The sequence below is a fragment of the Caenimonas soli genome, from assembly GCF_013155545.1.
In the GTDB taxonomy this organism is placed as follows: domain Bacteria; phylum Pseudomonadota; class Gammaproteobacteria; order Burkholderiales; family Burkholderiaceae_C; genus Ramlibacter; species Ramlibacter soli.
Genome location: NZ_JABJVV010000009.1, coordinates 200,799 through 224,545 on the forward strand (window position 1 = coordinate 200,799; position 23,747 = coordinate 224,545).

Annotated in this window: 22 protein-coding genes; 4 read left to right on the forward strand and 18 right to left on the reverse strand. The window is 66.6% G+C overall.

The features are described from left to right. Positions 1-98 precede the first annotated feature (98 nt). Entirely contained in the window at positions 99-2,567 is a 2,469-nt protein-coding gene (locus HNE04_RS15975) for a ligase-associated DNA damage response DEXH box helicase (protein WP_172221020.1), read from the reverse strand. A 2-nt stretch (positions 2,568-2,569) separates the two neighbouring features. Further along, positions 2,570-2,983, reverse strand: a complete 414-nt coding sequence (locus HNE04_RS15980; protein WP_172221022.1) for a MarR family transcriptional regulator — start codon at positions 2,981-2,983, stop codon at positions 2,570-2,572. Positions 2,984-3,077: 94 nt separating this feature from the next. Here HNE04_RS15980 and HNE04_RS15985 point away from each other — a divergent pair, with 94 nt between their 5' ends. From HNE04_RS15985 to HNE04_RS16000, 4 genes are read left to right on the forward strand one after another with little or no spacing between them, the layout of a single operon-like run. Further along, the gene (locus HNE04_RS15985) at positions 3,078-4,043 is read left to right on the forward strand and encodes a Bug family tripartite tricarboxylate transporter substrate binding protein (protein ID WP_172221024.1); all 966 of its coding nucleotides are present in this window, start codon (positions 3,078-3,080) and stop codon (positions 4,041-4,043) included. An 8-nt stretch (positions 4,044-4,051) separates the two neighbouring features. Continuing rightward, the gene (locus tag HNE04_RS15990; RefSeq protein ID WP_172221026.1) at positions 4,052-5,026 is read left to right on the forward strand and encodes a Bug family tripartite tricarboxylate transporter substrate binding protein; all 975 of its coding nucleotides are present in this window, start codon (positions 4,052-4,054) and stop codon (positions 5,024-5,026) included. Further along, positions 5,023-6,327 carry a sulfatase family protein gene (locus HNE04_RS15995; protein ID WP_172221028.1) on the forward strand — a complete coding sequence of 435 codons (1,305 nt, stop codon included), beginning with the start codon at positions 5,023-5,025 and terminating at the stop codon, positions 6,325-6,327. Before HNE04_RS15990 ends, HNE04_RS15995 begins: the two co-directional genes overlap by 4 nt. A 28-nt stretch (positions 6,328-6,355) precedes the next feature. After that, on the forward strand, positions 6,356-8,008 hold the full coding sequence (locus HNE04_RS16000) for a SulP family inorganic anion transporter (protein ID WP_172221030.1): 1,653 nt from the start codon (positions 6,356-6,358) through the stop codon (positions 8,006-8,008). 2 nt (positions 8,009-8,010) lie between these two features. Here HNE04_RS16000 and HNE04_RS16005 read toward each other — a convergent pair whose 3' ends face one another. From HNE04_RS16005 to ubiE, 16 genes are all read right to left on the reverse strand, one after another. After that, positions 8,011-8,820 carry a DUF429 domain-containing protein gene (locus tag HNE04_RS16005; RefSeq protein ID WP_172221032.1) on the reverse strand — a complete coding sequence of 270 codons (810 nt, stop codon included), beginning with the start codon at positions 8,818-8,820 and terminating at the stop codon, positions 8,011-8,013. 28 nt (positions 8,821-8,848) lie between these two features. Beyond that, positions 8,849-9,271 carry a BLUF domain-containing protein gene (locus HNE04_RS16010; RefSeq protein WP_172221035.1) on the reverse strand — a complete coding sequence of 141 codons (423 nt, stop codon included), beginning with the start codon at positions 9,269-9,271 and terminating at the stop codon, positions 8,849-8,851. 2 nt (positions 9,272-9,273) lie between these two features. Continuing rightward, a complete protein-coding gene (gene folE / locus HNE04_RS16015; RefSeq protein WP_172221038.1) occupies positions 9,274-9,990 on the reverse strand; it encodes a GTP cyclohydrolase I in 717 nt (238 codons plus the stop codon). Positions 9,991-10,075: 85 nt separating this feature from the next. After that, complete coding sequence (locus HNE04_RS16020) at positions 10,076-11,764, reverse strand: ATP-dependent DNA ligase (RefSeq protein ID WP_172221041.1); 1,689 nt, start codon at positions 11,762-11,764, stop codon at positions 10,076-10,078. Beyond that, positions 11,761-12,783: a ligase-associated DNA damage response exonuclease gene (locus HNE04_RS16025; protein ID WP_172221044.1), complete on the reverse strand. Its 1,023-nt coding sequence runs from the start codon at positions 12,781-12,783 to the stop codon at positions 11,761-11,763. The genes HNE04_RS16020 and HNE04_RS16025 overlap by 4 nt, the downstream gene beginning before the upstream one ends. 11 nt (positions 12,784-12,794) lie before the next feature. Continuing rightward, a complete protein-coding gene (gene clsB / locus HNE04_RS16030) occupies positions 12,795-14,012 on the reverse strand; it encodes a cardiolipin synthase ClsB (protein ID WP_172221047.1) in 1,218 nt (405 codons plus the stop codon). A gap of 2 nt (positions 14,013-14,014) precedes the next feature. Then, entirely contained in the window at positions 14,015-14,749 is a 735-nt protein-coding gene (locus HNE04_RS16035; RefSeq protein WP_172221050.1) for an endonuclease/exonuclease/phosphatase family protein, read from the reverse strand. Continuing rightward, entirely contained in the window at positions 14,746-15,210 is a 465-nt protein-coding gene (gene nudB, locus HNE04_RS16040) for a dihydroneopterin triphosphate diphosphatase (protein ID WP_172221053.1), read from the reverse strand. The genes HNE04_RS16035 and nudB overlap by 4 nt, the downstream gene beginning before the upstream one ends. Positions 15,211-15,318: 108 nt before the next feature. Further along, entirely contained in the window at positions 15,319-17,121 is a 1,803-nt protein-coding gene (aspS, locus tag HNE04_RS16045; protein WP_172221056.1) for an aspartate--tRNA ligase, read from the reverse strand. 45 nt (positions 17,122-17,166) lie between these two features. Beyond that, positions 17,167-17,778, reverse strand: coding sequence for a DUF502 domain-containing protein (locus tag HNE04_RS16050; protein ID WP_172221058.1), 612 nt, complete (start codon positions 17,776-17,778; stop codon positions 17,167-17,169). Positions 17,779-17,785: 7 nt separating this feature from the next. Continuing rightward, positions 17,786-18,205: an FmdB family zinc ribbon protein gene (locus HNE04_RS16055; RefSeq protein ID WP_172221061.1), complete on the reverse strand. Its 420-nt coding sequence runs from the start codon at positions 18,203-18,205 to the stop codon at positions 17,786-17,788. Positions 18,206-18,287: 82 nt separating this feature from the next. After that, positions 18,288-19,760: a sodium:solute symporter family protein gene (locus tag HNE04_RS16060; RefSeq protein ID WP_172221064.1), complete on the reverse strand. Its 1,473-nt coding sequence runs from the start codon at positions 19,758-19,760 to the stop codon at positions 18,288-18,290. Between the two features lie 56 nt (positions 19,761-19,816). Beyond that, entirely contained in the window at positions 19,817-21,382 is a 1,566-nt protein-coding gene (gene ubiB, locus HNE04_RS16065; protein ID WP_172221067.1) for a ubiquinone biosynthesis regulatory protein kinase UbiB, read from the reverse strand. After that, on the reverse strand, positions 21,379-21,963 hold the full coding sequence (locus HNE04_RS16070; protein ID WP_172221070.1) for a hypothetical protein: 585 nt from the start codon (positions 21,961-21,963) through the stop codon (positions 21,379-21,381). Before HNE04_RS16070 ends, ubiB begins: the two co-directional genes overlap by 4 nt. Before the next feature lie 30 nt (positions 21,964-21,993). Then, the gene (locus tag HNE04_RS16075; RefSeq protein ID WP_172221237.1) at positions 21,994-22,977 is read right to left on the reverse strand and encodes a Tim44 domain-containing protein; all 984 of its coding nucleotides are present in this window, start codon (positions 22,975-22,977) and stop codon (positions 21,994-21,996) included. A gap of 31 nt (positions 22,978-23,008) precedes the next feature. Then, on the reverse strand, positions 23,009-23,740 hold the full coding sequence (gene ubiE / locus HNE04_RS16080; RefSeq protein ID WP_172221073.1) for a bifunctional demethylmenaquinone methyltransferase/2-methoxy-6-polyprenyl-1,4-benzoquinol methylase UbiE: 732 nt from the start codon (positions 23,738-23,740) through the stop codon (positions 23,009-23,011). Between the last annotated feature and the right edge of the window lie 7 nt (positions 23,741-23,747).

Consider the following 23,747-nt stretch of genomic DNA (forward strand, 5'->3'; position numbering starts at 1 on the left):
AAAGGATGCCCTGCCGGGCCCCTGGCGAACTGCAATTTAGGAGAGGGCGATGCCGCCTGGCAGTCGGAGAGCTCCGATGCAAGCGTAGGACAACGCCATCAATCCGCGCTGTCGCGTTCCATATCCCTGAGTATGCGATCCAGCCGCGTGGACAGCTGCTCGGTGGTGAGTTGCTCCCGAAAACGTTCCACCATCAGGGGCAGGCTCATGGGGCTGGGGTGGCGCAGCTCCACGAACTGCAAGTTCTTGCGCAACAGGCGGTTCAAGGTGGCGCGCAGACGCGAAATCTCCAGTTCCTGGCTCAGCACTTCCTTCTGGGCCTGGGTCAGCAGCAGGTTGCCCTTGTCGTATTTGCGGAACACTTCGAAGAACAGCCCGCTGGAAGCCTGCAACTGCTTGGTGCTTTTGGGCTGCCCCGGATAACCGGAGAACACCAGGCCGGCGACGCGCGCGATCTCGCGAAACCGCCGCTGCGCCAGCTCGGTGGAGTTGAGCGAAGCCAGTACGTCGGCAAGCAGGTTCGCCGTCGAGAACACTTCCTTGCCGGTCACGGGCGCGAGATCGAACTCCTCGGCGCTCACCAGCTCGAAGCCGTAGTCGTTGACGGACATGCTGAAAGTGTTGGGGCGTTCGCGTGCGAGCCTGAAGGCCAGCAGGCTGGCCAGGCCCAGGTGCACATGGCGCCCGGAGAACGGGTAGACGTAGAGGTGATAGCCCTCGCGCGAGCGGAACGTCTCCACCAGCATGCCGTCCGGCGTGGGGATGCGCGACAGCCGGGCCTGCGTTTCCAACATGGGGCGGGCGGCCTCGAGTTCGGGCTCGAAGAAGTCGCCCTGCGCCGCCCTTTGCATCATCTCCAGCACGGCGTCGCCCATCTCGGTGGACAGCGCCATCTTGCTGCCCTGCCAGGTGGGCACCGTTCCCTTGTGGCGCGTGGCCTTCTTCACGTAAGCCGCCATGTCGCGCACACGGACGAACTCGAGGAGCTTGCCGGCGAAGAAGAAGCAGTCGCCCTTGCGCAGCCGCGCGATGAAGCCTTCCTCGATGGTGCCGATGTTGGCCCCGCTCATGTACTTCACCTGCATGGACGCGTCGCTGACGATGGTGCCTATGCCCAGGCGATGGCGCTTGGCGATGCCACGGTCCACGACGCGGTAGACGCCGTCTTCATCCGCCTTGACGCGGTGATAGTCGGGGTACGCCGTGAGGCTTTCGCCACCGCGCTCGCAAAAAGCCAGCGCCCAGTCGAACTCCTCGCGCGTGAGCCCGCGGTAGGCCCACGCCGTCCGGACTTCCTCGAACAATTCCTGCGCGCGGAAGCCGCCGCCCAGGGCGATGGTGACCAAGTGCTGGACCAGCACGTCCAGCGGCTTGTCGGGAGAACAGCGCTCCTCGATGTGGCCGGCCTGCGCCGCGCGCCGGGCCGCCGCAGCCTCGATGATCTCCATCGTGTTGGTGGGCACCAGCGTCAGGCGGCTCGCGCGCCCGGGCGCGTGGCCGCTGCGGCCGGCGCGCTGCATCATCCGGGCGACGCCTTTGGCCGAGCCGATCTGCAGCACCCGTTCCACGGGGAGAAAGTCCACGCCCAGGTCCAGCGAAGAGGTCGCGACCACGGCCCGCAGACTGCCTTCCTTCAAGCCTTGCTCGACCCACTCGCGCGTGGCCTTGTCCATCGAGCCATGATGCAGTGCGATCTCGCCCGCCCACTCGGGCTTGGCCTCCAGCAGCAGCTGGTACCAGATCTCCGCCTGCGAGCGCACATTGGTGAAGACCAGGGTAGTCCCCGATTTCGCGATCTCGTCCACCACCGGTTGCTGCATGCGCGCGCCCAGGTGGCCGGCCCAGGAATACTTGCCCGGATCGGGCGGTATCAGGGTGTCGATGATGAGGTTCTTGTCGATGCGGCCGCGGACCAGGGCCGGCGGCGGTGTCGATGGCGCGTTCAGTCCGGGACAACAGAGGACCTCCATCGCCTCCTGCAGATTGCCCAGCGTCGCGCTCAGGCCCCACACCACCACGCGCGGATTGAACCGCCACAGCCTGGCCAGCGCCAGCTGCGTCTGCACGCCGCGCTTGCTGCCGATCAGCTCGTGCCACTCGTCCACCACCACGTACTCCACGCTTTGCAGCTCTTCGCGCGCGTTCTCGCGCGTGAGCATCAGGCTCAGGGATTCGGGTGTCGTCACCAGCGCGGTGGGAAAACGCCGGTCCTGCCGCGCCCGCTCGGCGCTGGGCGTGTCACCGGTGCGCTGGCCGATGGTCCATTCGGAGGCGAGGTCGCGCAGCGGCTCGGCCAGCGCCCGTGTGGTGTCGGATGCCAGCGCGCGCATGGGCGTGAGCCACAGCGCCCGCAGCGGCTGCGCGCCGCGCGCAGGCAGATGCCGGCGCAGCAGCTGGTCGAGCATGCCGAGCCAGACGGCGTAGGTCTTGCCGGACCCCGTAGTGGCATGCAGCATCCCGCTGCGGCCCTCGGCCACCGCGCGCCAGACCTCGCGCTGGAAGTCGAAGGCCTGCCAGCCACGCGCGTCCAGCCAGCCCTCGGCCGAAGCTCTTGCGATTGCGTCCATGCCTAGCCCATGGCTGCCGCCGTCCGGCCGCCGCGGCGCCGATCGGCCTTGGGCAGTTCGGCTTTTGCGACGAGTTGCTCGGCGCGAGCCCGGCCTTGCGGGGTGAGCGACAGCGCAACCTGGCGCCGGTCGCCCGGCAAGGCCTGGCGTTTGATCATTTTCTTGGCGGCCAACGAGGTGATGGCGCGCGAGGTGCGCGCCCGGTCGAGCTGGGCCCTGGCAGCCAGCTGGGACGACAGCAGGCCTTCGTCCTGCGCGAGCAGCGCCAACACTCGCCATTCCCGCCGCGTGATCCCGAACCGGCCTTCGCACAGACGGATGACCATGCTGCCGGCCGTCCCGAGCAGATGGCTCAGCCGATAGAGCAGCAGGTCATCCAGGGCCGAGGGAGCGGCGAGGCGCGCGGGGGCGGTCATAGGGTTTACCGAGGGAATAATTGATTAGAACAATCAGTTGTCCACAGTCTAAAGTGCTGTGGACGGTGGCGCACCTCGCCACGATGGAGACAGCATGGCATCGAGATTTTCATTCGCAGCAATGTTGCTGGCCGCGGCATGCGCGACGGTAGGGGCGCCGGTGGCGGCACAGGACAAGCCGCCGCTGCGCATCCTGGTGGGCTTCCCGCCAGGCGGTTCTGCCGACGTCCTGGCGCGCCTCATCGGCGACGCCATCCGCGACGACTTCAGCCAGGTGACCGTGGAAAACAAGCCCGGCGCCGGCGGGCGCATCGCCCTGGCGGCGGTGAAGTCAGCCAAACCCGATGGCCAGACGGTGATCATCCTGCCCAGTGGGCCCATGGTCCTGTACCCGCACGTGTACAAGAAGCTGGAGTACGACGCAGTCAAGGACTTCACGCCCATCTCGCAGATCGCCCGCTTCCAGTTCGGCGTGGTGTCGGGGCCGGCGACCAACGTGAAGACGGTGGCGGAGATGCTGGCCAAGTCGAAAGCCGATCCCAAGAGCGCCACTTACGGCTCGCCCGGCCTGGGCACGCTGCCGCACTTCATGGGCGTGCTGATGGAGCAAAGCTCGGGCGTGCCATTGACGCACGTGCCGTTCCAGGGCGGGGCGCCGGCCAATACGGCCCTGGTGGGCGGGCACATCGGCTACAAGTTCGACGTGGTCTCCGAGACCACCGAACTGCACCGCAACGGCAAGGTGCGCATCATCGCCGTGACCGGGGCCACTCGGGATCCCCAGGTGCCGGAAGTGCCGACCCTGAAGGAGTCGGGCGTCGACATGGAAGCGACGGCCTGGTTCGCGATGTACGGTCCCGCCGGTATGGCCAGGGACGTGGTGGCGAAGCTGGAACGCGCCGTGAGCACCGCAGTGAAAAACCCTGCCATGCAGGAACGTATGCTCAAGCTTGGCTACGAAGCCATAGGATCGACCTCGGCCGAACTGGCGGCCGCCCAGCGGGCCGACCTGGCGCGCTGGGAAAAACCCATCAAGGCCACGGGAGTGAGCCTCGACTGAAGGAGAACATGGTGTTGGCAAACTTCCTTTGCACGGTCGGCGTCGCCCTGGCGGCTTGCGTCCCGCTTGGGGCGCTCGCGCAGTCTGCGCCCGCTTATCCGACCAAGCCGGTGAAGTTCATCAACAGCTTCCCGCCCGGCGGGCCCTCCGACACACTGGCGCGCTCGATCGCCGACGTGCTGCAGGCCGCCTTCAAGCAGCCCGTCATCGTGGAGAACAAGGCCGGCGCCAGCGGCAACATCGGCGCCGACCTGGTGGCCAAGAGTCCCGCCGACGGCTACACCGTGCTGGTGGGCGTCGACACCACGCTGACAGTGAACCCGCATATCTACAAAGGCATGCCCTTCAAGCCGGCGGACCTCAAGCCCATCATGGTGATGGCTTCCTCCGGCCTGCTGATCGGCGTCAACCCCGCAACCGGATTCAAGACACTCAATGACCTGGTGGCCGCCGGCAAGACCAAGGGCGTGAGCTTCAGTTCGGCCGGTAGCGGCAGCCCCGGGCACCTGGCGGCCGCGGTGTTCACCGAGGCGACCGGCGTGAAGATCAATCACATACCGTACAAGGGCAACACACCGGCGGTCACCGCGGTCCTGGCCGCCGAGGTCGACGGCGGCGTGCTGGCGACACCGGGCATGCTGCCCCATGTGAAGGCCGGCAAGATCACGCCGCTGGCCGTCACCAGCCGGCAGCGCTCGAAGCTGGCGCCCGAGATCCCGACGGTGGCGGAAGCCGGACTGAAGAAGCTTGAGCAGGAAGTGCTGTATGGCGCCTGGGTTCCCGCTGCCACACCCGAGCCGGTAGTGCAGGCATTGCAGCGCGCTTTCGCCGATGCGCTGTCGCGGCCCGAGCTGCAGGCGCGCATGACCAGCCTGGACCTGCAGTACGAGGGCTTGACCGGCGCCGCGGCGGCCAAGCGCCTGTCCAATTTGTCCGAGCACTACGGCCGGGTGATCAAGGCCACCGGCATGAAGGTCGAATGAAGCGCCCCAACATCATCTTCATCGTCGCCGACGATCTGGGCTTCGCCGATCTGGGCTGCTACGGCGGCCGGGCGCCCGTGTCGCCGGTGCTGGACGGCCTGGCGGCGTACGGCCTGAAGTTCACGCAGGGCTATGCCAACTCCCCCGTTTGCTCGCCGACCCGCTTCGCACTGATGACGGCGCGCTACCAGTACCGGCTGCGCGGCGCCGCCGAGGAGCCCATCAACAGCAAGAGCCGCGGCAGCACCACGCTGGGCCTGCCGCCCGAACATCCGACCCTGCCCTCCTTGCTCAAGGACGGCGGCTACCGCACCGCGCTCATCGGCAAGTGGCACCTGGGCTACCCGCCTTCGTTCGGGCCGTTGCGCTCGGGCTATGAGGAATTCTTCGGGCCGATGTCGGGCGGCGTGGACTACTTCACGCATTGTTCATCCACGGGCGCGCACGACCTGTGGTTCGGCGAAGAAGAGAAAAAGGAAGAGGGTTACCTCACCGATCTGATCTCGCGCCGCGCCGTGGACTACGTCGAGCGCATGGCCGGCCAGGACGCGCCCTTCTTTCTCAGCCTGCACTACACCGCGCCGCATTGGCCCTGGGAAACGCGCGACGACGAAGCCCTGGCGCAAGAGGTGAAGGACAACCTGTTCCACCTGCACGGCGGCAACATCCACAGCTACCGCCGGATGATCCACCACATGGACGAGGGCATAGGCTGGATCATGGAGGCGCTGCGCAAGCAGGGACTGGCCGATGACACGCTGGTGGTCTTCACCAGCGACAACGGCGGCGAGCGCTTCTCCGACAACTGGCCCCTGGTGGGCGGCAAGATGGACCTGACCGAGGGCGGCATCCGCGTGCCCTGGATCGCGCACTGGCCGGCCGTGATCGAGCCCGGCGGCGTCACCGAACAGCATTGCATGACCATGGACTGGTCGGCCACGATGCTCGCGGCCGCGGGCGCGCAGGCCCACCCCGACTTTCCGCTCGACGGCGTTTCGCTCCTGCCGGTGCTGCACCAGGCGGGCCAGCGCTTCCCGCGCCCCCTGCACTGGCGCATGAACCACCGGGGCCAGCGCGCGCTGCGCGACGGCGACTGGAAATACCTGCGAGTCGATGGCAACGACTACCTGTTCAACATCCCCGCCGACGAACGCGAACGCGCCAACCTGGCGGCGCGTGAGCCGCAGCGGCTGGCGGCGCTGCGCGGCGCCTGGGAGCAATGGAACGCCACCATGCCGCCGATCCCGGCGGACGCCACCGTGAGTCTGGGCTATTCGGCCAAGGACATGCCCCAGCGATGAGCGTGTCGCACACGGGCATACTCGACGCATGAGTGCACTGTCCCGCTGGCTGCCCTTCCTGAACTGGCCGCGTCCCGATGCCAACCTGCTGCGCGGTGAACTCGCCGCCAGCTTCACGGTGGCGGTGGTGATGATTCCCCAATCGGTCGCCTACGCAGGGCTGGCGGGCATGCCGCTGGTGACGGGGCTCTATGCCACCTTCCTGCCGGCCCTGGTGGCCGTTTTGTTCAGCAGTTCGACGCGGCTGTCGGTGGGCCCGTCGGCCCTCACCAGCGTGCTGGTCGGCGCTTCGTTGGTGGGGTTGGCCGAACCGGGCAGCGCCCAGTGGGTGGCACTGGCCGCCTGGCTGGCGCTTCTGTCGGGCGCGATCCAGCTTGGCCTCGGCGCGGCGCGCGCGGCCTGGGTGCTCAACCTGGTGAGCTCGCCCGTGCTGGCGGGCTTCAGCCAAGCCGCCGCGTTGCTGATCATCGCCTCGCAAGTCCCCGCCCTGGTCGGTTTGAAAGGCCCGCTGTCCAGCCTGTGGCAGTCCCCGCAAGTGGACCTGGTGGCGCTGGGCTACGGCGCCGCCAGCGTGTTGCTGTTCGTTCTGGGCAAGCGCTACCTGCCCAAATTGCCGGTGGTGCTGCTGGTCGTCGGCGCCGCGGCCATCATCAGCAAATGGAGCGGCTACTCGGTTCATGGCGCCGTCATCGGGACACTTCCCGTGGGCCTGCCGCAGTTCTACTGGCCGGGCCTGCCGGACTGGGGCGTGCTGGCCACCTTGCTGGCACCGGCCCTCGTCATCGCCCTGGTGAGTTCACTGGAAATGGCGGCCAGCGCCAAGATCGAAAGCCAACGCGATCGCAAGCGCTGGGATGCCAGCCAGGATCTGGTGGGCCAGGGGCTGGGCAAGCTCACGGCCGCCTTGTCCGGCAGTTTCCCGACCAGCACCTCGTTTTCCCGCTCGGCGATCACGCTGTATTCGGGCGCCCGCACCGGCTGGGCCACCGTGTGTTCAACCGTGGTCGTGTTGCTGGTGCTGCTGTTCCTCACCCCGGCTCTCTACCATGTGCCCCGCGCCGTGCTGGCGGCGGTGGTCATCACCGCGGTGGTAGGGCTCTTCAGGCCGCAGACGCTGGTGCGGCTGTGGCGCATCGACCGCGTGGAGGCGGTCACCGGCCTGGTGACCTTCGGCGTCACCATTCTCACGGCACCCAGAATCTACTGGGGCGTGCTGACGGGCGTGGTGATGGGCCTGGCGCACTTCCTCTATCTCCGCTTGCACCCGCGCATCATCGAAGTCGGCCTGCATCCCGACGGCAGCCTGCGCGACCGGCACCTCTGGCGGCTGCCGCCGCTGGCCCCGCATGTCTATGCGCTGCGGATGGACGACGAGCTCGACTTCGCCTCGGCCAGTGCCTTCGAGCGCGCCGTCGTCGAACACCTGGCAACGCATGGCGACGTGCGCCACGTTTGCCTGTTCGCGCACCCCATCAACCGGGTCGACGCCACGGGTGTCGAAGTGTTCGGCCAGTTGCGCAGGACGCTGGCGGACCGCGGCATCCAGCTTCACATCAGCGGCATCAAGCTGCCGGTCGAGCGCGTGCTGCGCAAAGCTGGCGTGCTGGATGACAGCCCGCTGCTGCACATGTACCGCACCGATGCGGAAACGCTGCTGGCCTTCGGCCGGCTCAGTCCGTAGGGTTACGCGCTGATGATCCAGCCCTCGAGCGGGTCCAGGTGTTCGGGCAGGCCGTAGCGTGGCGCGCCATGCCGGTACGCCCAAGCCGCCTGCACCAGGCACAGCACCGCGTCGAGGCTGTCGCCGCTGGCATCGTGCACCAGCGCATCGCGCTGCGGGTTGGTCAGCTTCAGGCGCAGCTCCAGCCGGGTCTGGCCGATCTCCAGGGTGGTGAGCAGGTCCTTGCGCGCGATCAGGCGATCGGGCGTCTGCTTGGCACGCTCGTCGCTCTTGTAGCTGCGCTTGCCGATCAACTCGCGCGCCAGCAGGCCCGGATAGGCTTCCAGCGCCACGCGGTTCGGATCGCCCTCATGCAGCCCCGGGATGTGGACACCGGCCGCCAGCAGCAGGGGCAGCGCCGCATGCAGCATGTAGGCCACCGGAGGATTGACCCACTTCATCGACGGGCTGGAGCCTGCCAGCTTGTCGAATGCGCGATGGGCAAACTTGGCGCCGGCCGGCCGGGCGTCGCAAAACGCGGCGAAGGTGGTACGGATATCGGCGCGGCTCAAGCCCGCGTAGTGCTCGATGCATTCGCGCCATTGCGCCGGCCAGCCCAGGTGTTCGATCAGTTCGCGCGGCAGGCCGAACGGGAAGTCGAAGCCGCCCACCCATTCGCGCGGCTGCGCCAGCCACTGCGCAAAGCCTTCCAGCGTGTCTATCTTTTCGAGTTTGCCGAGCACGACGCGGGAGCCGGCCAGGGAACCCACGGCCATCACGATGGGCTTGCGGCGGGTCGGGCTGCTGGAGAAATCGCAGCCGACCAGCGACATCGAAGGGCTCAGCCGTCCGCCCGGGTGGTCACACCCGTCCACATATCGCGGCGGTGGCCATCAGGTCTTCGAGCAATGCGAGCGAGACCTTGCCCGAAACGGCGTACGGGTCGAGCTCGGGCTTTTCGGAGTACTTCAGCAGCAACGAATGGTTGAGCTTGGAGAGGTTGACCTGCCCCATGCTCCAGCCGCCGAAGCGCCGCTCGAAAATCTCTTCGTAGTGCAGCAGGGCGACGTCCTTGTGGCGCGCGTCGCGCTGGATGTGCCCGAACAGTTCGCTCACCTGCATGCGGCCGCCTTCGATGGCCTGCAGGAAGATCCCGCCGCCGTAGCAGAGGATGCCGGTGATGCCGCTGACGGGATTGTGCTGGCGCGACTGCGACAGGATGGCTTCGATCGCTTCCGGGCTGGGGTCCACCGCCCGGCTGGCGTAGAGAAGTCGGACCAACATGATCAGTTCCTCCCTGGGATAAGGGCCAGGAATTCGCGCCGCAGCGCGGAATCCTTGAGGAATACGCCACGCATGACCGAGTTGATCATCTTGGCGTCCATGTCTTTCACGCCACGCCAGGCCATGCAGTAGTGGCTGGCCTCCATGACGATGGCCAGGCCGTCCGGCTGGGTTTTTTCCATGATCAGGTCGGCCAGTTGCACCACGGCCTCTTCCTGGATCTGCGGGCGGCCCATCACCCACTCGGCCAGCCGCGCGTACTTGGACAGGCCGATCACGTTGGTGTGCTCGTTGGGCATGATGCCGATCCAGACCTTGCCGATCACCGGGCAGAAATGGTGGCTGCAGGCGCTGCGCACCGTGATCGGGCCCACGATCATCAGCTCGTTCAGGTGTTCGGCGTTCGGGAACTCGGTGATGGCGGGTTGCTTGACGTAGCGGCCCCTGAACACCTCCAGGAGGTACATCTTCGCGACGCGGCGGGCCGTGTCACTGGTGTTGTGGTCGCTGGCCGTGTCGATGACCATGCTGTCGAGCACGCCTTGCATCTTGACCTCGACCTCGTCCAGCAGCTGCTCCAGCTCGCCGGGTTCGATGAAGGCGGCGATGTTGTCGTTAGAATGGAAGCGCTTGCGCGCCGCCTCGACGCGCTCGCGAATCTTCACCGACACGGGTATACCGACATCGCTGGTTGCATCCATGGAGTCTTGGGCTTTCATGAGCATGCTAAATGGTAACACCGCCCGCTTTCGCCCGGTAGCCAAAGGTTTTTGAGGTTTGGCCTTTCCAGGCTTGGTGCAGTCGCTATAACTTCAATAGCACTTCCAGGTCCTGTAGGGTGTTGGCCTCGTGCAGCGGCTTGTCGAAGCGGATTCGCAGCATCCGGGGAAACCGGACGGCGATGCCGCTCTTGTGGCGGGGGCTGCGGTTGATGCCCTCGAAACCCAGCTCGAACACCAGGGAAGGCTTGACGCTGCGCACCGGCCCGAACTTTTCCAGCGTGGTCCTGCGGATGATGGCATCGACCTGCCGGAACTCCTCGTCCGTCAGGCCCGAATAGGCTTTGGCGAAGGCCACCAGCTGAAGCGCGCCCGGCTGCGGCGGCTGCCGCTCGGCGATGGCCTCCAGGACGGCGTCGGCCTCTTCCTTGTTTTCCGGCCGCCGGTTCCACACCGCGAAGGTGTAGTCGGTGTACACGGAAGCCCGGCGCCCGTGGCCGGCCTGGGCGTAGACCAGCACGCAGTCGATCGTCATCGGATCGATCTTCCACTTCCACCACAGCCCCTCGGCCTTGGTGCGGCCGGTGCCGTAGGCGGCGTCCAGGCGCTTGAGCATGAAGCCCTCGACGCCCAGCTCGCGCGAGCGCTGGCGCTGCGTCGCGAAATCCAGCCACGACGAATGCGTTTCTATTGGCGAGACCTTGAAGCCCGTGCCCTGCAGCAAAGCCTCGAGGCGGGAACGCCGCTCGCGCTGGGGCAGGCCGCGGATGTCCTGCCGCTCCTGCTCCAGCAGGTCGTAGGCCATGAAGGTGACCGGCGCATCGGCCAGCACCTTCTTGGTGAGCGTCTTGCGCCCGATGCGCTGCTGCAGCAGGGCGAACGGCGCCGGCCCGTCCCGCCACACCATGATCTCGCCATCCAGCACCGTGCCATCGGGCAGCGGCTGGGCCAGCGCCACGATCTCGGGGAAGCGCTCAGTCACCAGTTCCTCGCCGCGCGACCATAGCCATACCTTGCCGGAGCGCTTGACGATCTGGCCCCGGATGCCGTCGTATTTCCATTCCACCTGCCAGTCGCTCACCGGCCCGAGCTTGGCGGTGAACACTTCGGGCGGCGCATCGAGCTGATGCGCCAGGAAGAACGGATAGGGCTGGCCTTCGTCGAGGGGCGCCCCGCCCTCGTCCTCCTTGGCGATGAGCGCCTGGAAGCGCTCGACCGACGGCAGCACCTTCCCATCGGTGTAGCCCATCATCCGCTGGGCCACGCGCTTGGCGTCGATGCCGCTGTGCGCGGCCAATGCCCTTTGCACCAGCAGCTTGCTGACGCCAACACGGAAGCCCCCGCCCACCAGCTTGGTCAGCAGGAAGCGGCCCTGGTCGTCGAGTTCGCGCCAATACGACTTCACACGAGCAGCGATCTCCGGCTCGCTCAAGCCGCGCAGCGGCAGCAGCCGGTCTTCGATCCAGTCCGCCAGGCCCACGTCGGAGGGCTCGCCTTCGCGCGGCAGGACATGGGCAATGGTCTCGGCCAGGTCGCCGACAGCCTGATAGGACTCGTCGAACAGCCAAGGCGGAATTTGCGCGACCTCGCAGGCCAGCAGCGCCAGGCTGGCCATGGAAACCACTTGGCGCGGCTTGCCGCCGGAGAGAAAGTAAACGGCCCAGGCCGCGTCCCGGGCCGGCGCCTGCCCGAAGTAGCGCTGCAGGGCTTCGACCTTGGCGTTGGTCGAAGTGGTCGCGTCCAGTTCGGCGAACAGGCGGGAGAAGCGTTTCATGTCGAGGTGGGTGCCTCCACATCCGCCTCGACCAGATCATCGCCGTACTCGGTATCGAACGCCTCCGCCTGCAAGCCCTGCTCGCCCAGATAGCGAACCATGACGGGAACACTGCCATGCGTGACGATGATGCGTTGCGCGCCGGTGGCGGCGATGGCGCCCATGAGGCCCGGCCAGTCGGCGTGGTCTGACAGCACGAAGCCGCGGTCGTAGCCGCCGCGCCGCCGTGCGCCGCGCAACTGCATCCAGCCGCTGGCGAATGCAGTTTGCGCATCGCCGAAGCGGCGCATCCACGGGCTGGCAGCTGCGCTGGGCGGGCAGATGACGAGCGCCCGCTTGAGGTCCGCCTTGTCCTTGATGTCGGTGACCATGCGGGTCTCCGGCAATTCGACGCCGGCCGCGCGGTAGGCGCGGTTGAGCGGCTCCACCGCGCCGTGCACGATGATCGGCCCGATGGAAGGGTCCACGCCGCTCAGGATGCGCTGGGCCTTGCCGAAGCTGTAGCAGGTGAGCACGCTGGCGCGGCCGGCGACCACGTTGCGGCCCCACCAGCCATTGATGTCGGCAAAGATTTCCTCGTCCGGGCTCCAGCGGTAGATCGGCAGCCCGAACGTCGACTCGGTGATGAAGACGTTGCATTTCACCGGCTCGAAAGGCGCGCAGGTCTTGTCGGGGGCGACCTTGTAGTCGCCACTCGCCACCCAAACCCGGCCGCCATGCTCCAGGCGCACCTGGGCCGACCCCAGCACGTGGCCGGCGGGATGCAGCGAGAGCCCTATGCCGTTGTGGACGATGCGTTCTCCGTAGGGCAAGGTTTGCAAATCGATCTCGCCCAGTCGGGTGCGCAGCACACCTTCGGCCTGCTGCGCCGCCAGGTAGTGGCCATTGCCGATGCGGGCGTGATCGGAATGCGCATGGGTGATCACCGCCCGCGCGACCGGCCGCCAGGGGTCGATGTAGAAATCTCCCGGCGGACAGTACAGGCCTTCGGGCCGCTGGACGATCAGGTCTGGCGCCATGCGGGACTGGCCTACAGGTACTTCTGGCCCTGGAACAGGAGGGCCAGCCGCATGAGCGCCATCGCCAGGTACTCCATGGCGCGCTGGCGCAACGGCCGGTTGCCATATTCATCCGCGTTCACCACGCGCCCCGCATGTTGCATCGCTTCGAGCAGCCGGCCGCGCAGCAGCCCGGCAAACCCGGCGTCCTCGACCACGACATTGGCTTCGCGGGCCAGCAACAGGCTCAACGGGTCGAGATTTGACGAACCCACGGTGGCCCAGCGGCCGTCGATCACCGCCACCTTCGCGTGCAGGAAGCTGGGCGAGTACTCATGGATCTGCACGCCGGCCCGTAGCAACGCCCCGTAAACCGGCCGAGCCGCGTAGTACTGCATGAAGTATTCGTAGCGCCCCTGGAGCAGCAACTGCACCTTGACGCCGCGCCGCGCCGCCGTCACCAGCGCTTGCCGCATCCTGCGACCCGGCACGAAGTAGGCATTGGCGATGATGATTTCCTCGCGCGCCCGGCCTATCGCGCGGCGGTAGGCACGGTCTATGCGCGCCCGGTTGCGAACGTTGTCGCGCAAGAGCAGTGCCGCCCGGGCCCGCGGCTGGTCGGGGGCGGGCCTGCCGGCGGCAGCCCGCATGGTGGCCGCCGAGGCACGCAGCGAATCGATGGCGCCAGCCAGCCAGGCCTTGCGAATGTCGCGCATCGCTTGCATGCGCAGCCACAGCTGCGCCATCGCGGCCTGCGCTTCGACGACCAGCGGCCCGGTGATCCGCACGGCAAAATCGAATCGCGGCGCCTGCAGCACCCCATGGTTGGGGTCGTGGAGATCGTCCAGGATGTTGATGCCGCCGCAGAAGGCCACCTGCCCATCGACCACGCACAGCTTGCGATGCAGCCGGCGCCAGTTGCCCGGCCACAGCATCCCCAGTCGCCCCGGCGGCGCATAGACGCGCCAATCGACGCCGGCATTCAGAAAACGTTCGCGCCAAGCCGGCGGCAAGTGCGGGGTGCCAAAGCCATCGGTGAGCACATTCACGCTGACGCCGCGGCGCGCCGCGCGCTCCAATGCATAGGCCACTTCGGTGGCCTGCCCTGTGAAGTCGAAGATATAGGTTTCCAGCCGCACCTCGTGTGTGGCCAGCTCGATCGCATCCACCAACGCGGCAAACAGCTCGCCGCTCCCCTCGAGCAGCCGCAGTTCATGCCCCGCGCGTAGAGTCGAAGCGGCTCGGGCCATCCCTACACCTTGAACTCCGCGATCAGCGGAAGATGGTCGGACATGCGCCACCAGATTCGGCCGCGGGGAATCTCCACGCCCATGGGCTTGAGGCCACGCGCATAGACATAGTCCAGCTGGGTCAAAGGCAGGCGTGACGGATAGGTGTATTGCCGCTCGCCGGTGAAGTCTTTCAGGCCGGCCTCATTCATCGCGCCACGCAACTTGCCGCCCCAGTCGTTGAAGTCGCCCGCCACCACCAAGGCCTCGCGCCGCGGCACTTCGCGCTTGATGTAGCCCGCCACCTGCTGGACCTGGCGTATCCGGCTGCCGGCAATCAGGCCCAGGTGCAGCACGATCACGTGGATGGGCCGGCCGTGGGCGAGCACCTTCACGTGGAGCAGGCCGCGCTGCTCGAACCGGTGATCGGACACGTCCTCGTGCCCGCGCGAGATGACGGGCCATCGCGTCAGCAAGGCGTTGCCGTGCTCGCCGTGCTTGGTGGTGGCGTTGGTCTGGTAGACCGCCTCATAGCCCTCGGGGGCCAGGAACTCCGCCTGCGGCAGCTCGGGCCAGCGGGTGAAGTACTGCTCTTCGCGCCGGTGCAGCTTGCGCACCTCCTGCAGGCAGACGATGTCGGCGTCGAGCTGCTCCACGGCGTGGCCTATGTTGTGGATCTCGAGGCGGCGGGTGAAGCCCACGCCCTGCACGCCTTTGTGGATGTTGTAAGTGGCGACTCGTAATATGCCTGCTCTCATCCGGCAAATTGTGGCAGCAACAGGATCGCCTCGGCGTTGGACGGCGAAAAGCAGGCGTCGGCCGCTTTGCGCCAAGGTAACCACAGGTATCCCGTGTGCTCGCGCGGGTTCAGCGTGACCGGCGTGCCCTCGGGCACGCACAGCCCGAAAACATGTTCGGTGTTGCGGGTGACACCGGGCGCGTAGCGGTGCTGCCAGCGCGGGTAGATGTCATAGATGTTTTCCAGGCCCCAGTCCTGCAAGCCCGTCTCCAGGATCGTGCCGGGGCCGCAGCTGATGCCCGTTTCCTCGAACACCTCGCGCGCGGCGGTCTGCGCCAGGTCCTCGTTCAGGGCATCCTTGCTGCCCGTCACCGACTGCCAGTAATTGGGCGCGTCGGCGCGGTTGATCAACAGCACATCGAGAGCCGGGGTGTAGATCACCACCAGCACCGATTCCGGAATCTTGAAAGGGCGAGACATGGCTGTATTGTCATTGCGGGCTTGACCCGCAATCCATCATGGCACGGCGCAACCTGGATCCCGGGAGCTGAAACCCCGGACTTGATCCGGGGCCGGCATGACAAATCCTTAAGCCGTCTGCGTATTGCGCAGCTTGATGTGCAGCTCGCGCAGCTGCTTCTCGTCCACCGGGCCAGGGGCCTGCGTCAGTAGGTCCTGGGCGCGCTGCGTCTTTGGGAAGGCGATCACGTCGCGCAGGCTTTCGGCGCCCGTCATCAACATGACGAAGCGGTCCAGGCCGATGGCGATGCCGCCGTGCGGGGGCGCGCCGTATTGCAGCGCGTCCAGCAGGAAGCCGAACTTGAGCTGGGCTTCCTCGGCGTCGATCTTGAGCGCGCGGAACACCTTGCTTTGCACGTCTTCGCGATGGATACGCACCGAGCCGCCGCCTAGTTCGATGCCGTTGAGCACGGCGTCGTAAGCCTTGGCGACGCAGCGGCCGGGATCCGTTTCCAGCCAGTCCTCGTGCCCATCCTTGGGCGACGTGAACGGGTGGTGCACGGCGTTCCAGCGCTGGGCATCGTCGTCGAATTCGAACATCGGGAAATCGACCACCCACAGCGGCTTCCATTCGCCTTGCATCAGGCCGTGGGCCTTGCCGAATTCGCTGTGGCCGACCTTGACGCGCAGCGCGCCGATGGCGTCGTTCACGACCTTGGCCTTGTCGGCGCCGAAGAAGATCAGGTCGCCGCTGGCAGCGCCGGTGCGCTTCAGGATTTCGGCGATCGCCGCGTCATGGATGTTCTTGACGATGGGCGACTGCAGGCCCTCGCGACCGCCGGCGATGTCGTTGACCTTGATCCACGCCAGGCCCTTGGCCCCGTAGATCTTGACGAACTCGGTGTAGCCGTCGATCTCGCTGCGGCTCATCTCGCTGCCGCCCGGCACGCGCAACGCCACCACGCGCCCGTCCGGCGAATTGGCCGGGCCCGAGAAGACCTTGAAGTCGACGTCCTTCATCACGTCGGTGAGTTCGGTGAACTCGAGCTGGACGCGCAGGTCGGGCTTGTCCGAGCCGTACAGGCGCATCGCCTCGGTGTGCGTCATCACCGGGAAGGCGGGCATGTCGACGCCGATCACGTTCTTGAATGTGCTGCGGATCATCCCCTCGAACATCGTGCGGATCTCCTCCTCGTCCAGGAAGGAGGTTTCCACGTCGATCTGGGTGAATTCGGGCTGGCGGTCGGCGCGCAGGTCTTCGTCGCGGAAGCACTTGGTGATCTGGTAGTAGCGGTCGTAGCCGGCCACCATCAGCAGCTGCTTGAACAGCTGCGGGGACTGCGGCAGCGCGAAGAACATGCCGTCGTGCACGCGGCTGGGCACCAGGTAGTCGCGCGCGCCCTCGGGCGTGCTCTTCGTGAGCATCGGCGTCTCGATGTCGATGAAACCGTTGGCGTCGAGGAACTTGCGCACCTCCATCGTCACCTTGTAACGCAGCATCAGGTTGTTCTGCATGTACGGGCGACGCAGGTCCAGCACGCGGTGGACCAGGCGGGTCGTTTCCGACAGGTTTTCGTCGTCCAGCTGGAACGGGGGCGTCACCGAAGGATTGAGCACCGTCAGCTCATGGCACAGAATCTCGATCTTGCCGCTCTTCAGGTGGTCATTGGTCGTTCCCGCGGGACGTGCGCGCACCAGGCCCTTGACCTGGACGCAGAACTCGTTGCGCAGGCCCTCGGCCACCTTGAACGTCTCGGCGCGATCCGGGTCGCATACGACCTGAACATAGCCTTCGCGGTCACGCAGGTCCACGAAGATCACCCCGCCATGGTCGCGCCGGCGGTTGACCCAGCCGCAGAGGGTGATGGTCTGGCCCAGCAGGGCTTCGGTGACGAGACCGCAATAGGTCGTACGCATTTTCTGGGAAGACATGGGGAGAACCTTTATGGAAGGACGGGCCGCCAAAGGCGCGGCTCGTTATCCTCTGTTACTGGCTGACGGCGCGACGACGCCCATGGAGATGACGTACTTGAGCGCCTCGTCGACGCTCATTTTCAACTCCACGCAATCGCTCTTGCGCAGCATCACGAAGTAGCCGCCCGTGGGGTTGGGCGTGGTGGGCACGTAGACGCTGAGATAGTCGCCCACGAGGTAGTTGGCGACGTCGCCGCCGGGCGTGCCCGTGACGAAGCCGATGGTCCAGACGTCGGGCCGCGGCCACTGCACGAGTACGGCCGTGCGGAACGCGTTGCCGCTTTCCGAGAACAGCGTGTCGGACACCTGCTTGACGCTGGAATAGATGGAGCGAACGACCGGGATGCGGCTGACCGCCTGGTCGCCCCAGTTGACGAGCTTCTTGCCCACGAAATTGCTGACCACCGCGCCGACCAGCAGCAGGATGCCCAGCGTGAGCAGCACGCCGAAACCCGGGATGTGGACGCCGATCAGGCGGTCGGGGTGCCAGGCCTCGGGCAGGATCAGCAGCGTGCGATCCAGCGTGCCGATGATCCATTGCAGGACGGCGATCGTGATCGCGACCGGAACGATGACCAGCAGTCCCGACACGAGCCATTTGCGCAGAGCGAGCATGGCGTCCTTAGTGGCTGGCGCAGGCACTGCGGCGACCGCCGGCCGAAGCCGAGGGCCCGCCGGGCTTGGCCGCAGGTGTGCTGGTGTCGGAAGGCTTGGATGCCCCATCGGCCGGCTTTGCGGGCTCGGCGGTCTTGCCGGCCTCGGTCGTCTTGCCGGCCTCGGTCGTCTTGCCGGCTTCGGTCGTCTTGCCGGCTTCGGCGGGCTTGGCGCCGTCGGCAGCGGGGGTCGCAGGAGCGGCGCCGGAACCACGGAAATCGGTCGCGTACCAGCCCGAGCCCTTGAGCTGGAAGCCGGCGGCGGTCAGCTGCTTGCTGAATGTCGAAGCGCCGCAGGCCGGGCAAACCGTGAGCGGCGCGTCCGAGATTTTTTGCAGCGCGTCCTTGGCATGGCCGCAGGAGCCGCATTTGTACGCATAGATGGGCATTGGCGCTAACGGAGGTAATTGAGGTGCAAAGCCTTCAATTATAGGCGGGGGCTCAGACTCAACCCTGGCCCGCCTTATGTCCTCACTGGGGCGTCAAGCCCGCCATGGCCTTGCGCGGCTCCTGGCGGTTCCGCAGCATCTGGGGCGCCAGTGATCCCGCGACCATGCCGGCGAAGGCGGCAATCAGGCCGGCCAGCTGGCCCGGGAACGCCTTGCTCAGCTCCTCGCCGCCCACTTGCGGGAAGAACATCACCCAAACCGCGATCCCGGCTGCGACCGAGACGATGGCGCCCTGGGTGGTGGCGCGCTTCCAGTACAGGCCCATCACCAGCGGCACGAAGGCGGCGACCAGGGTGACCTGGTAGGCGGTGGACACCAGGTCGTAGATGGAGGTGCCCTTCATGGCGATGGCATAGGCCAGCACGACGCCGGTAAAGGCCACGATGGTCAGGCGCATGGCCAGCAGCTGCTGCCGGTCGGTCATGCCGGGGCGCAGGTTCTTCAGGATGTTCTCGACGAAGCTCGTCGAGGGCGCCAGCAGGGTGGCCGAGGAGGTGCTCTTGATGGCCGACAGCAGCGCGCCGAAGAACAGGATTTGCATCACCAGGGGCATCTTGGTCAGCACGAACGTCGGCAGCAGGCGCTGGTAATCGTTCTTGGCCAGCTCCATCGCGCCGTCGCCCATGACCACCACGGCGCTGGCAACGATGAACATGGGCACGAAGGCGAACAGGATGTAGCTCACCCCGCCGATGACCGCGCCGTTGCGCGCCGTGTCGGCGCTCTTGGCGGACATCACGCGCTGGAAGACGTCCTGCTGGGGGATGGAGCCCAGCATCATGGTCAGCCCGGCCGCGATGAAAAACGCGATCTCGGTGAAGCTGGGTTGAGGGAAGAAGTTGAGCAGGTTCTGCGAGGTAACCATCGAGATCACCTGGCCCGAACCGCCCGCCAGGTCGCTGGCGAAAACAGCGATGACGGACATGCCGATCACCAACACGATCATCTGGATGAAGTCGGTCCAGGCCACGGCCAGGAAGCCGCCGATGACCACATACACCAGCACCGCCATGGTGCCGACGATCATGCCGGTGGTTTCGGACATCGCGCCATTGGTGAGCACCGAGAAGACCAGGCCGAGCGCCGTGATCTGCGCCGCCACCCAGCCCAGGTAGCTCAGGATGATGGCGACCGAGCAGAACACCTCGATGCCGCGGCCGTAGCGCTGCCGATAGAAATCGCCGATGGTCAGCAGGTTCTGCTTGTACAGCTTCGCCGCGAAGAACAGCCCCACCAGCACCAGGCAGGTGCCGGCGCCGAACGGGTCCTCCACGACGGCGTTCAGGCCGCCCTGCACGAACTTGGCCGGGATCCCCATCACGGTTTCGGCGCCGAACCAGGTCGCGAAGGTGGTCGTGACCACCATGATCAGGGGCAGGCGCCGGCCGGCAATGGCAAAGTCAGCCGTGTTCTTGATGCGGGTGCCGGCCCAGACGCCGAGGGCCAGGGTCCCCAGCAGGTACAGGACGACAAACGAGATCAGCGTGTAGTTCATCGACGGCCCTCCAGCCAGCTCTTCCTGTCGAAATTATGCCCGAGGCTGAGGCGCATTCAGAAGAAGCGCACTCGCACCACGATCTGCATGACGATCAATCCCAAGGCAAATCCGATACCGCCGTAGATAAGACTTTGCAGCAGCCGGTTGGTTCTTTTCTGCTCAGCCAGCAGTTCCAGCAGCTCGCGCCGGTCGTCCGCCGGTTTTTGCTGCAGGAACTGGTACAAGAGCCGCGGCAGCTCGGGCAGCAGCTTGGCGTAGCGCGGCGCCTGGTCGCGCAGTTCGTCCATCAGCTTTTGCGGGCCGACCTGTTCGAGCATCCACTTTTCCAGGAACGGCTTGGCGGTGTTCCACAGGTCCAGATCCGGGTCGAGCTGGCGGCCCAGGCCCTCGATGTTCAGCAGCGTCTTTTGCAGCAGCACCAGCTGGGGCTGGATCTCGACCTGGAAGCGCCGCGAGGTCTGGAACAGGCGCATCAGCAGCATGCCCAGCGAAATCTCCTTGAGCGGGCGGTCGAAATACGGCTCACAGACCGAGCGCACCGCCGCTTCGAGTTCGTCCACGCGCGTGTCGGGGGGCACCCAGCCCGACTCGATGTGCAGCTGTGCCACCCGCTTGTAGTCGCGCCGGAAGAACGCCGTGAAGTTCTGCGCCAGGTATTCCTTGTCGTGCTCGGTCAGCGTGCCCACGATGCCGAAGTCCAGCGAGATATAGCGCCCGAAGGTTGCGGGCTCGATGCTGACCTGGATGTTGCCGGGATGCATGTCCGCGTGGAAAAAGCCGTCGCGAAACACCTGGGTGAAGAAGATGGTGACGCCGTCGCGCGCCAGCTGGCGGATATCGACGCCGGCCTGCCGCAGCCGCTCGAACTGGCTGATCGGAACGCCGTTCATGCGCTCCATCACGATCACGTCGGGGTGGCAGTAGTCCCAGTGCATTTCGGGAATCAGCACCAGGTTCAGGCCGTCCATGTTGCGGCGCAGCTGCGCGGCGCTGGCGGCCTCGCGCACCAGGTCCAGCTCGTCGTGCAGGTACTTGTCGAATTCGGCGACCACCTCGCGCGGCTTCAGGCGCCGGCCGTCGGCCGACAGCCGCTCCAGCCAGCCCGCCATCATGCGCATCAGGCTCAAGTCTTTCTCGATCACGGGCAGCATGCCCGGGCGCAGCACCTTCACCGCCACGTCGCGCAGGATGCCGCCCTTGTCGATCAGCGTCGCGAAGTGCACTTGCGCGATCGAGGCACTGGCGACCGGCTCGCGCTCGAAGCTGGCGAAGATGGTGTCCACCGGACGGCGGAACGCCCGCTCTATGGTGGCGATGGCAACGCTGGAATCGAAGGGCGGCACGCGGTCCTGCAGCCGCGCGAGTTCGTCGGCCACGTCGGCCGGCAGCAGGTCGCGCCGGGTGGAGAGCACCTGGCCGAACTTCACGAAGATCGGCCCCAGGTGTTCCAGCGCCATGCGCAGGCGCTGGCCGCGCGGCGCCTTCAGGTTGCGGCCGAAGGAAAGGACACGGGCCATCGAACTCAGCCAGGGCCGCTGGAAGCTGTTGAGAACCAGCTCGTCCAGTCCGTAGCGCAACGCCACCCAGACGATGATGACCCCGCGCAGATAGCGCGTCATGCCCCGGCCTGCCCTGAGCCGTTCGAAGCCTTCGGAGCCGGCGACGCCGCCGGCGGCTGGACCGGCGGCTGGGCCGCGAATTCGCGCAGCGCGGTCACCATCCGCCGTCCCACGTCGCCGATGGCGTGTGCGGGGGCGTCGCCGACCAGCCGCGACAGGTCTTCCTCGAGGTCCCAGCGCACGTGCTCCACCAGCCAGTTGATCTCCGCGGCGAACTGCACGTCGCCGGCGATGCGAACCGCCGGCTTGTCGCCCCGCAGCGCGGCCTGGGCCAGCTCCCAGGGCGACTCTTCGGTCACCGTGAGCGTAAGGTCCGGCTGGCCCCCATTCGGGGCGACGTCCAGCAGCCCGGCGGGCGTGGCCATCAGCCGCACGACGAAAACACGCCAGCGTGCCTCGACGACGCGGCCGGCCTGGCGCGCCAGCCGGGCCTGGGCCTCGGACTCCTGCATCAGCACGTGATTGGCGAGCAGCACGAGTCGCCGCTGCACTTCCTCCACCACCCACGCCGGGGGCTGAAGGCTGCTGGTCAGCCTGGAGAACAGGTCGTCCAGAAAAGGAAAAGGGGACTGTGTTGCCATAGTCCCCGATTTTGACCTAAAGGCCGAGCACTACTGGAGCGCCTGCACCCCCGCCACCAGCCAGCCGCTGTGGCCGGCCTTGGGCTTGGTCATGTTCCACACTTCGCGGAACGGGCTGGGCCCGGCGCCCGGCTCCTCGCGGATCATCCCGGAGAACTCCACGCTGGCCATGTAGTCTTGTCCCAAGTCTTCGATACCCAGCAGCTGCGCGTCGAGCATCACCACCTCGGTCTTGTTCGGCTGGCCGCCCAGGTGGCTTTCGCGCTCGTTCAGTTGCGACTTGATCTCGCCCAGCATGTCGTCCGTCATCATCGAGCGCAGGCTCGCGACGTCGGAGCGGTCCCAGGCGTCCTGGAGGGTGACGAAGTTGCGCTTGGCCGCGGCCACGAAGCCTTCGGTGTCGAAGCCCGGGGGCACGCCCCAGTTCTGCGATCCGGCCAAGGCCGCGCCGATCTGCACGCCGGCGCCCTGGCCCTTGCCCGCATCGAACGCCATGGCGTTGCGCTCCCACGGCCGGGCGGAGGCATCGTTGCCCACCTTGTCCGGGCTGTATTGCGGCGGCAGCGTGGGATTGTCGGCGCCGGCCCCCGCCCCCTGGAAGGCGAACGGCCGGTTCGGCGATTGGGCATTGCGGCGCGACCGCATGATCATGCCGATCACGACCATGACGACCATCGCCAGCAAGGCGAACATCAGGAACTGGCCGAAAGCTTCGCCCAGGCCCAGCGAATGCGCCAGCCAGGCCAGGCCCAGGCCCGCGGCCAGGCCGCCGAGCATGGCGCCCCAGGGGCGCTTGGGCGCCGCCGCGGCTGCACCAGGATTGGCGCCGGGCTGCGCGGCAGGCGCGGCCTGGTTCTGTCCCTGGGCGGGCGTGGCAGGCTTGGCCGCCTCGCGTTGCGTCACGTTGCCCGATTGGCGTCCGACCGAGCCGCCACCCCCGAGGCGGCGGGCCGCCTCGGATTCGAAACTCGCGAAAGCCAGCACCGCCACCAGTGCCCATGACCAAATTCTCATACTCATATTGCCTCCATAAGGCGAAGCCGCCTCAACACTTGATTCCAACATGCAATGCCACTACGCCGCCTGTCAAATTGTGATAGTCCACATGGCCGAAACCCCTTTGCTTCATGAGGGTCTTCAGCTCTTCCTGGCCGGGGTGCATCCGAATCGACTCGGCCAGGTAGCGGTAACTGTCGCTATCGCCGGCCACCAGCCTGCCGAGTTGCGGCAGGATCTTGAATGAATACCAGTCGTAGGCCTTCTCCAACGGCTTGGCGACCTTGGAAAACTCCAGCACCAGCAGCTTGCCACCGGGCTTGAGCACCCGGTTCATCTCCGCGAGGGCGCCGTCCTTGTGGGTCATGTTGCGCAGGCCGAAGGCCACGCTGACGAGATCGAAGCGGCCATCGGCAAAGGGAAGCTTCTCGGCATCGCAGACCACGGTGGGCAGCGACACGCCGGCGTCGAGGAGCCGGTCGCGCCCGGTGCGCAGCATCGCCTCGTTGATGTCGGTGTGCACCACCTGGCCGGTGGCGCCGGCCTTCTTGGCGAACGCCAGCGCCAGGTCGCCCGTGCCGCCCGCGATATCCAGTACCTGCTGGCCCGGCCGCACGTTCGCCACGAGCACGGTGTAGGCCTTCCAGGCGCGATGCAATCCCATCGACATCAGGTCGTTCATCACGTCGTAGCGCGGCGCGACCGAATCGAACACACCGCGCACGCGGCGGGCCTTCTCTTGCTCGTCGACGGTTTCGAAGCCGAAATGGGTTTTGCTCATGTCGTGA

Excerpts from the sequence above, each read along its gene's own strand:
- HNE04_RS15980 (WP_172221022.1), bottom strand. The coding sequence starts at position 2,983 with ATGACCGCCCCCGCGCGCCTCGCCGCTCCCTCGGCCCTGGATGACCTG.
- HNE04_RS16020 (WP_172221041.1), bottom strand. The coding sequence starts at position 11,764 with ATGAAACGCTTCTCCCGCCTGTTCGCCGAACTGGACGCGACCACTTCG.
- HNE04_RS16070 (WP_172221070.1), bottom strand. The coding sequence starts at position 21,963 with ATGGCAACACAGTCCCCTTTTCCTTTTCTGGACGACCTGTTCTCCAGG.
- nudB (WP_172221053.1), bottom strand. The coding sequence starts at position 15,210 with ATGTCTCGCCCTTTCAAGATTCCGGAATCGGTGCTGGTGGTGATCTAC.
- HNE04_RS15975 (WP_172221020.1), bottom strand. The coding sequence starts at position 2,567 with ATGGACGCAATCGCAAGAGCTTCGGCCGAGGGCTGGCTGGACGCGCGT.
- aspS (WP_172221056.1), bottom strand. The coding sequence starts at position 17,121 with ATGTCTTCCCAGAAAATGCGTACGACCTATTGCGGTCTCGTCACCGAA.
- HNE04_RS16000 (WP_172221030.1), top strand. The coding sequence starts at position 6,356 with ATGAGTGCACTGTCCCGCTGGCTGCCCTTCCTGAACTGGCCGCGTCCC.
- HNE04_RS16050 (WP_172221058.1), bottom strand. The coding sequence starts at position 17,778 with ATGCTCGCTCTGCGCAAATGGCTCGTGTCGGGACTGCTGGTCATCGTT.
- HNE04_RS16060 (WP_172221064.1), bottom strand. The coding sequence starts at position 19,760 with ATGAACTACACGCTGATCTCGTTTGTCGTCCTGTACCTGCTGGGGACC.
- folE (WP_172221038.1), bottom strand. The coding sequence starts at position 9,990 with ATGAAAGCCCAAGACTCCATGGATGCAACCAGCGATGTCGGTATACCC.
- ubiE (WP_172221073.1), bottom strand. The coding sequence starts at position 23,740 with ATGAGCAAAACCCATTTCGGCTTCGAAACCGTCGACGAGCAAGAGAAG.
- HNE04_RS15990 (WP_172221026.1), top strand. The coding sequence starts at position 4,052 with ATGGTGTTGGCAAACTTCCTTTGCACGGTCGGCGTCGCCCTGGCGGCT.
- HNE04_RS15985 (WP_172221024.1), top strand. The coding sequence starts at position 3,078 with ATGGCATCGAGATTTTCATTCGCAGCAATGTTGCTGGCCGCGGCATGC.
- clsB (WP_172221047.1), bottom strand. The coding sequence starts at position 14,012 with ATGGCCCGAGCCGCTTCGACTCTACGCGCGGGGCATGAACTGCGGCTG.
- HNE04_RS16010 (WP_172221035.1), bottom strand. The coding sequence starts at position 9,271 with ATGTTGGTCCGACTTCTCTACGCCAGCCGGGCGGTGGACCCCAGCCCG.
- HNE04_RS15995 (WP_172221028.1), top strand. The coding sequence starts at position 5,023 with ATGAAGCGCCCCAACATCATCTTCATCGTCGCCGACGATCTGGGCTTC.
- HNE04_RS16005 (WP_172221032.1), bottom strand. The coding sequence starts at position 8,820 with ATGTCGCTGGTCGGCTGCGATTTCTCCAGCAGCCCGACCCGCCGCAAG.
- HNE04_RS16025 (WP_172221044.1), bottom strand. The coding sequence starts at position 12,783 with ATGGCGCCAGACCTGATCGTCCAGCGGCCCGAAGGCCTGTACTGTCCG.
- ubiB (WP_172221067.1), bottom strand. The coding sequence starts at position 21,382 with ATGACGCGCTATCTGCGCGGGGTCATCATCGTCTGGGTGGCGTTGCGC.
- HNE04_RS16055 (WP_172221061.1), bottom strand. The coding sequence starts at position 18,205 with ATGCCCATCTATGCGTACAAATGCGGCTCCTGCGGCCATGCCAAGGAC.
- HNE04_RS16035 (WP_172221050.1), bottom strand. The coding sequence starts at position 14,749 with ATGAGAGCAGGCATATTACGAGTCGCCACTTACAACATCCACAAAGGC.
- HNE04_RS16075 (WP_172221237.1), bottom strand. The coding sequence starts at position 22,977 with ATGAGAATTTGGTCATGGGCACTGGTGGCGGTGCTGGCTTTCGCGAGT.